General features: G+C 57.6%; 10 protein-coding genes. 4 read left to right on the plus strand and 6 right to left on the minus strand.

Translation table 11 applies throughout. The annotated features are described in order from the left end of the window. The coding region (locus AC1DWF_RS28560; protein ID WP_476842346.1) for an exonuclease/endonuclease/phosphatase family protein at window positions 1-704 on the plus strand (704 nt) is incomplete at its 5' end. A gap of 135 nt (window positions 705-839) precedes the next feature. Next, window positions 840-1,232 (plus strand): hypothetical protein, encoded by a 393-nt coding sequence (locus AC1DWF_RS28565; RefSeq protein ID WP_476842347.1) that lies wholly within the window; start codon window positions 840-842, stop codon window positions 1,230-1,232. Between the two features lie 217 nt (window positions 1,233-1,449). Here AC1DWF_RS28565 and AC1DWF_RS28570 read toward each other — a convergent pair whose 3' ends face one another. Both AC1DWF_RS28570 and AC1DWF_RS28575 read right to left on the minus strand, forming a co-directional pair. Then, a complete protein-coding gene (locus tag AC1DWF_RS28570; protein ID WP_476785672.1) occupies window positions 1,450-2,229 on the minus strand; it encodes an alpha/beta hydrolase in 780 nt (259 codons plus the stop codon). 99 nt (window positions 2,230-2,328) lie between these two features. Next, complete coding sequence (locus AC1DWF_RS28575; protein WP_476785671.1) at window positions 2,329-3,246, minus strand: helix-turn-helix domain-containing protein; 918 nt, start codon at window positions 3,244-3,246, stop codon at window positions 2,329-2,331. Window positions 3,247-3,566: 320 nt separating this feature from the next. Between AC1DWF_RS28575 and AC1DWF_RS28580 the strand changes: the two genes are divergently transcribed. Continuing rightward, entirely contained in the window at window positions 3,567-3,785 is a 219-nt protein-coding gene (locus tag AC1DWF_RS28580) for a hypothetical protein (protein WP_476789378.1), read from the plus strand. A gap of 138 nt (window positions 3,786-3,923) precedes the next feature. Here the strand turns inward: AC1DWF_RS28580 and AC1DWF_RS28585 are convergent, their stop codons facing one another. The 3 genes from AC1DWF_RS28585 to AC1DWF_RS28595 all read right to left on the minus strand — a co-directional run bounded on the left by AC1DWF_RS28585 (window position 3,924) and on the right by AC1DWF_RS28595 (window position 5,822). Continuing rightward, complete coding sequence (locus AC1DWF_RS28585) at window positions 3,924-4,385, minus strand: DUF6644 family protein (RefSeq protein WP_476787455.1); 462 nt, start codon at window positions 4,383-4,385, stop codon at window positions 3,924-3,926. Window positions 4,386-4,398: 13 nt separating this feature from the next. Next, window positions 4,399-4,785, minus strand: coding sequence for a DUF6152 family protein (locus AC1DWF_RS28590; RefSeq protein WP_476842348.1), 387 nt, complete (start codon window positions 4,783-4,785; stop codon window positions 4,399-4,401). Window positions 4,786-4,943: 158 nt separating this feature from the next. Then, window positions 4,944-5,822 carry a dienelactone hydrolase family protein gene (locus AC1DWF_RS28595; RefSeq protein WP_476789380.1) on the minus strand — a complete coding sequence of 293 codons (879 nt, stop codon included), beginning with the start codon at window positions 5,820-5,822 and terminating at the stop codon, window positions 4,944-4,946. Window positions 5,823-6,266: 444 nt separating this feature from the next. On the opposite strand from AC1DWF_RS28595, the gene AC1DWF_RS28600 reads away from it, so the two are divergent. After that, the gene (locus AC1DWF_RS28600) at window positions 6,267-6,782 is read left to right on the plus strand and encodes an arsenate reductase ArsC (RefSeq protein WP_476786908.1); all 516 of its coding nucleotides are present in this window, start codon (window positions 6,267-6,269) and stop codon (window positions 6,780-6,782) included. A 23-nt stretch (window positions 6,783-6,805) separates the two neighbouring features. Here the strand turns inward: AC1DWF_RS28600 and AC1DWF_RS28605 are convergent, their stop codons facing one another. After that, window positions 6,806-7,021, minus strand: coding sequence for a hypothetical protein (locus tag AC1DWF_RS28605; protein ID WP_476789381.1), 216 nt, complete (start codon window positions 7,019-7,021; stop codon window positions 6,806-6,808). Between the last annotated feature and the right edge of the window lie 40 nt (window positions 7,022-7,061).

Here is a 7,061-nt window from a genome sequence, read left to right on the forward strand (position 1 = left end):
CAACGATTGAGGTATTCAAGATGACTTACTTCACAATCGCGAGCTTCAACATCGAGAAAAACGGACAATCATCCGAGCTCCTCAAGCAGCAGAAAGTGGAAGAATTTATCGACTACTGCTGCAGGCGAGGAACAGACCTGATATTCCTATGTGAGGTGCATTCGAGAAGGATTGAAGACTACATCGCCCACCTGAGGGCTGTGTACGGCGAATATTCGTGTGACTTTCTTCCCGGTGGCGGCAGCAACGCATACGTGATCCTGTATCGCAACGCGACCGGATTCACATTGTCATTCGATGGATTGCGTGGCCTCAACCGCAACTTCCTCTTGTGCCACATCGCTGACAAGGTGGCGCTCGGATTCGCACATTTCAAGTCCGGTCAGAATGGTCTGACAAAGGACCAAATCCAGGCAGGGGCAGACTTTATGAGCTCGTTCGCCAACGGCACAGAGCGGTGGGCAATTACTGGTGACATGAATTGGGACCTGCATCGCGTCAATGAATTGGCGTTGCCAAACGGAACGCACTACGCGACTTGCTGGCAGGACATGACACAAAAGAGTGGTGGAATTCTGGATTGGTGCCTTGCTGGCCGCGGTATCCAGCTTGCAGCGGTGAATGGTCCAACCGAGTTCAATCCAGCCTTTCAGGTGATGGATGGTCCAGATCACAGACCCGTATTGTTTCAGGTTGAATGCTGATTGTCGGAGCATGTCATGGACCGCCTAGGTCCATGACATGCCGATCTAGATCATTCCGGACGAGGTCAAAGGCGTGGCTGGGGTGGCAGGGCCGGCATAGGATACGATAGCGGACGACATCGTCTGACCATCGAGGTGAAGCGGGAACTCAAGGACGGCTCTCTCGATAGCCTCCTCACGTCGCACGTTGACCAGACCCTCACGTATCAGACTACGAACCTAAAGTTCGGGGTGATGCTCGTTCTCTATCTGTCGAAGCATCATGTCAGGACTGCGCAGAGAGACACATCGTACAAGATACGCGTCGGCAACCTCATGCAGTACGGAACCGAAAGAGGCCTTCTGATCGTCAAGGTGCCGGGGCGGCGAGGAACACCCGAGCGAAGCCGAAACCTGGTGTTTGAACGCTTCGAGATTGAGTTGGCTCGTCACCCGAGCAGCCTGAAAGAATACCGTTCGCCGATTCTGCGCCGCCTCTACCCGCAGCCGCGGCTTTCTCACGCGTCGACGTCCGGAAACGACGMCTAGTGACGCTCGTGCCCGTGAGAGCTCCTCATCGAGTCTGGCTAGCTCGTGCTGACGTCCGACAAAAATGGTGCACCGCAAATTGGACTAATCACGATTAGACTATCGCAACTGAATGCGTGATGCATTGCCCATGAACTGAGCCCCAAATTCCAATCAGGGCTCAGTTCACGCTCACCAGGGACAAGCGGCTTTCCGGCTCCCGGCCGGGACTATGTGGTCAATGCGCGGCGTTCTTTGCACCCTTTGCAGCGCTCTCGACGAGCTTGGCCACTGCCTTGGGGTCGGAGACATAGATCGCGTGGCTGCCCTTCGCTTCGACGACCGTTGATCCCGCGCGCTTGGACATGGCGCGCTGCGCTTCGGGCGGAATCATCTTGTCCTCAGTTGCGACCAGATACCAGGTCGGCTTTGCCTTCCAGGCGGGGGCCGTCACCTTGCCGTCGAGGGCAGCGACACCCCAGGGAACTTGCGAATTTGCCATGAAGGCTGCCAGTTCGGGCTTGACGTCGGCGGCGAATGAAGCGGCAAACTTGCCCTTGTCCAGGAACAGGAAGCCGTCGACCGGGGGCAGAATTGGAGGCACCGGTGCTCCGGGCGCGGGATTCGCAATCAAGCTCGAGACAGACTCTCCGGCATCGGGTGCAAATGCCGCAACGTAGACGACAGCCGCAACTTTCGGGTCGGTGCCGGCCTCGGACACGACGACACCGCCGTAGGAATGGCCGACCAGCACCACCTGGCCCGGTGCTGCGGCGATGGCGCGCTTGGTGGCAGCAACGTCATCTGCCAGTGACGTCGTCGGATTCTGGACGACCGTCACGTCGTAGCCGTCCTTTTTCAGGATATCGTAGACGCCCTGCCATCCGGAACCATCGACGAAACCACCGTGGACAAGAACAACCGACTTCACATCAGCCGATTGGGCCAGGGCGGCTGTCACGCCTACTCCCAGGGCAAGCGCTGAAGCTGCGGCAAGCAAAGTGAACACGTTCGACATCTGAGTTCTCCTTTCAGAACGTTGACGATCGAGATGTTATGAAGGCCGGTGCCCCTCGGTCCTGAACGATTGGGCCAAACGTGGAAGGTTCAGGCCAAACTAGAAAAGCTTCGTTCGCCGCCAAGCCCTTGGCGTGACGCCCGCAATGCGCGAAAATGCCCTGGTGAAATGACTCTGGTCGGCGAAACCGCATTCGAAGGCGATGTCGCTGAGCGAGATCGCCGTTTTCGCGAGCAGCTGCATCGCCCTGTCGATCCGTCGATGCTGAAGCCATTGGTGGGGCGCCATCCCGGTCGACTGCCGGAAGGCGCGGGTGAAATGCCGCTTCGACAGACTGCATGACAGCGCGAGTATCTCGAGCGTGAGGTCGCCATCGAGGTTGGCCTCGATCAGGTCCTTGGCGCGGCGCTCTTGCCACGGCGCCAGACCGCCGCCCCATTGCCGCGGCAGCTGTGCCACGTTGCCGTAGGCCCCGGCTAGGTGGATCGAGAGTGCCAGCGCCAGATAGTCGATGAACAGTCCTGACGCGGCTCTTGGGCTTGCGAGGGCCGGGCGCATCGCCAGCAGCAGGTCACGGACAACTGGGTCGCGAACGGTGCTGCCGACGGTATGGCGAAGCTCCTGTATGTGTCGAGGAACATCGCCGTCTTCGCCCAATGCCAGAAGCGCCCTGTGCGGGATGTAGAAATTGACGGCGTGGAAGGGGTCCCTGAGATCTGTGGTTAGGTTCATCCTGAGATCGAAGATCGCGACAGCACCTGCGTCGAAATCCCTTGGCGCCACGGCGCGGCCGTCTGCGTAGAGGTCGAAATCGTTGGCCCCCCGCAGTTGAAGCGCTATCAGGAATGCGTCTTCGCGTACGGGCTGGGTGACCCCGGCATTGCGCCGCTGGCAGTTGAGTTCGAGGAAGGCCATGCCCGTTCCTCGTGCCACGCGTGTGACCAGAACGGGCGCGTCGGGAAGACCCACCGCTGCTGCGACGGGGTTTATCGTGGGTGCTGGCTCATGACGGGGCATCGGCTGCTCACCCCTTGCAATGAACTAAAACAATAGCATCGGCAGCTTTCCGCTGAAAGCTGAGCTGCGAGGAAGCGAGTCCGGCCTCGATGAGGGTGGGCCTTGGATCGCGCCTTCGGCCGGCCGGCAAATCCAATATTAAGCTGTCGTTCGTCCCTGGACGATCCATCATCGCCGCCCTTGGATTGATTGGTTTCAGCCATCAATTGACGTGGGGATTGAGATTGGACCTCAACACTTGCGCAAAATAGTTCTCTCCTAAGCCCAAAGGCTTCGAAATGGCGTCAATTGAATCAGAAACGGCATCAGGAGATCGAAAGATGAATGTGACAGTTGCAGCCAAACTTGTTTTTCCAGCTCTTGCTCCAGACTATGCCAGGACCAAAACAGCCAGTGAGACGATGCTTCGCTTGGTGACTGGTGGACTGCTCGTGGCGCATGGCTCGCAGAAGATCGTCGATCCATTCGGGTCGCTTGCCTATAATGTGGTATTAGGGGGCGGCCAGAAACTCGAAACGCCTCCCTGCGGCAGGATATAGCCGAACGCTAGTCTATTCAAACCGCTCGCAACTCCTTCAGCTCGCATGCCGTAGTTTGCTTCGGCTGTGAATGTAAGCGACTGACTTATAGAATAGTATCGACCACTCGAAAATGGGCAACATGCCGGTGCATCAAGTTCATTGGAAGCCAATGAAACGGCCGCACAACAAAACGGCACACCACAGCAGGATAGAAACCACCGCGAGCAGGCGCAACACCGGCTGTGGACCGTGTGCTTGTCGGCCATTGTTGACAGAGGCGAAGGCAACAAAATTGGCTCCCGCCAGGGCGATGAGTCCCATCTTGCCGAGAAAGGCTGGCAGCTGCGCGTAGTGTGAGGCACGCACGGAAAACAGCAGAAGCCCACTCAGCACGGCAGCTGCGAAGGCCATCAAAGCACACCGCCTCAGCACCAAAATGAAGGGACGCTGGGGTAAAGCAGGAAATGCGCCGAGAATGCGGAGATCCATCAGCGTGACCGAGGTCAGCAACGTGCCGATTGCAGCGATATGGACCGCGTTGACGACGGGGTAGGCGATAAAGGAGGCCTTGAGCAGCCTAACCAAGGTAAGCTGTTCTATCGCCTGGAGCGACTCCACCTGTCGATCCTGCTCAGCTCGGCGGCACACGGTCCGAATAGACGTCGTAGGTATTGCCGTTGACGACGATACGGACTGCTTTCATGCGCTTTTCGTTCTGGTCGCGCGAACGGTTTCCGATTGCTGCTACCTCGTCGCCCTTCTTGGCAACCTCGTCAGTGAAACCGGCCGCGATTGTGCKGGCCGGCGGAGCAAGTTCTACCCGCCAGATGTCACCTTCGACATCGACGTCTAGCGTGGCATGCGGGTTGCCAATGTAGATTTCGGTAATGATGCCCTTGAGCTCGAAAAAGCCGTCCTGGGTCCATGACCAGCCGTGATGGGCAAGAGCTGGCAGCGAGAAAATAGTTGTAGCGGCCAGTGCAACGGCCAGGCGGACAGGTTTCGACAGGATTGCCATCGCGTTCCTCCGTTAATCGATCCACGGCGAAGCCTAGGTGCCTTTCAACAAAGGTCAAATCAAAACCGCCGGAGCGCACACCGCGAGGACACGGAACGTCTCGCAATCCCATTGCATAGCTGGAGCGCGCCTCGCCCCCTCAAGCACCGGAACAAAAGCTAGGTGAGCTTCTCCTTAAAGAACGTGATCGTGCGGCCCCAGGCAAGCTCCGCCGCCGCCTTGTTGTATCGAGCTTCAGAAGTCTCGTTGTTGAAGGCGTGCTGCGCGCCGTCATAGACGTAGATCTGAAAATCCTTGCCGGCCTTTTCCAGTGCTGCCTTGTAGGCGTCGATGCCGGCATTGATGCGCTCGTCCATGCCAGCATAATGAAGCAAGAGTGCCGACTTGATCTTGGCAATCGCTGCCTGGTCCTTCGGCTGCGAGCCATAATAAGCGACACCGGCCTTGAGGTCCGGCGCATTGACAGCGAGCACATTGACCGTGCCACCGCCCCAGCAAAAACCGACGGCGCCGACATTGCCGTTCGACAACTCGTACGTCTTGAGGAAGGCCACCGTCGCAACGCCGTTTGCCACCGTTTGCTCCGGTTCCATCTGACCAAACAGTTCGCGCGCCTTTTCTTCGTCGGGCGGCGTGCCGCCAAGCGGCGATAGATAGTCGGGTGCCAACGCCACAAAGCCTTCGAGCGCTATGCGCCGCGCGACGTCGCGAATATGCGGGTTGAGGCCCCTGTTTTCGTGAATGACGATGACGGCAGGCAACTTGCCCGACTGATCGGCGGGATGGACAAGATAGCCTTTCATCTCGCCGGTTCCTCCTGGGTAAGTGATGTCTTCACCTTTGAGGCGCGCATCATCCTCGGCAATTACAGCCGCCCGCGCCTGGTTTGCAGAGAGGAGCGGCGCAATGGCTGCCGCTGCTACACCGGAGCCGGTAAGCCTGGTCAGCTTGTCCATGAAGGTGCGCCGGTCGAGCGTCAGATGGGTGTATTCGTCATAGGCGTCGATCATCGCCTGGGTGATGGCAGGTCCGGTCATCTCGCACTCCCATTTAAGTTGGCTCTAACAAATGTAGAGCCAACGGAAGGGTGCTAGGGTCACGATTGCGTGACCTCGTTGGGCTTGGTCTGAAGGGGCATAGATGCATGGCGGCCCGGTGATTTCTTCAGGCCAGCAGACGCGGTCCAGCTCCCATGATCAACCCGGGTCCTCATCGCCAAAAGGTGGCGGGGCTTTTCCATGACTTTTACCTGTGAAGGAGTAGAATGCTCTCACAGGAGGCTCGGAGACCTGCCAATTGGGCATGCGACCGTGATGCCAAAAATGACCTGGGTTGACTGGTTCTATTTTGTCGTCGTGTTTGCAGGCGCGTGCGCAATGCTTTGGCTGATTGTAATCTAGCCAGGCATTTGCGGCGAAGCACCTTCCGTGCTCGGTTTGAGGCTACTATTTCTGGCGCATAGTAATCGTTGAGGCTGTTCGATGCCCGACCGCATCTACAATGTCTTGTTTTTATGCACCGGCAACACCGCCCGTTCAATAATTGGCGAAGGTATCCTTCGAAAGGAGGGTGCCGGACAATTCAATGCCTTCTCTGCGGGAAGCCAGCCAAAGGGAACCGTCAATCCCCTCGCTCTGAAGGTCCTTGCCGCACTCGACTATCCGACCGACGGATTTCGTTCGAAGTCATGGGACGAGTATGCGGTGCCCGGCGCGCCTGAAATGGATTTCGTCTTCACTGTCTGTGATGACGCAGCCGAGGAGTCCTGCCCGGTCTGGCCCGGACAACCGGTAACCGCGCATTGGGGCATTGAAGATCCATCTGTCGTCCAGGGAACCGATATCGAGAAGGAACGGGCGTTCAGCACAGCTGCCCGCTTCATGAAGAACCGGATTATGGCCTTCCTCAGTCTTCCGATTGCCACCATCGACCGGCTGTCTGTTGATCACCATTTGCAACTGATAGGCCGAATGGAAGGCACGACCTCAGAATCGTGAGGCGGTGCTAACCGACCTCCACATCACCCCAATGACGAATGAAAGACATCACATCCACTAATTTTGGCGAACCCGCCACCTTCTTCGAGACCCGGCTGGCACCAGGTATGGCCTTCGATCATCTTTCGCAGGCTTTGAGACACGCCGTAAACATGCCTATATCGAAGCAACATCACTCCGCGAAAATCATCACCAAGTCTGGAGACAAATATGGTTGGATCGAGATAAACGTCCTCCATGACCACCTTCGGGCCGCTGACACATGAACTGTATCAGGTT

It is taken from the genome of Aminobacter sp. P4_D5, assembly GCF_056401815.1.

Bases quoted from the DNA above. Each gene is read 5' to 3' on its own strand.
- AC1DWF_RS28605 (WP_476789381.1), bottom strand. From the start codon at position 7,021: ATGGAGGACGTTTATCTCGATCCAACCATATTTGTCTCCAGACTTGGT.
- AC1DWF_RS28575 (WP_476785671.1), bottom strand. From the start codon at position 3,246: ATGCCCCGTCATGAGCCAGCACCCACGATAAACCCCGTCGCAGCAGCG.
- AC1DWF_RS28595 (WP_476789380.1), bottom strand. From the start codon at position 5,822: ATGACCGGACCTGCCATCACCCAGGCGATGATCGACGCCTATGACGAA.
- AC1DWF_RS28600 (WP_476786908.1), top strand. From the start codon at position 6,267: ATGCCCGACCGCATCTACAATGTCTTGTTTTTATGCACCGGCAACACC.
- AC1DWF_RS28570 (WP_476785672.1), bottom strand. From the start codon at position 2,229: ATGTCGAACGTGTTCACTTTGCTTGCCGCAGCTTCAGCGCTTGCCCTG.
- AC1DWF_RS28580 (WP_476789378.1), top strand. From the start codon at position 3,567: ATGAATGTGACAGTTGCAGCCAAACTTGTTTTTCCAGCTCTTGCTCCA.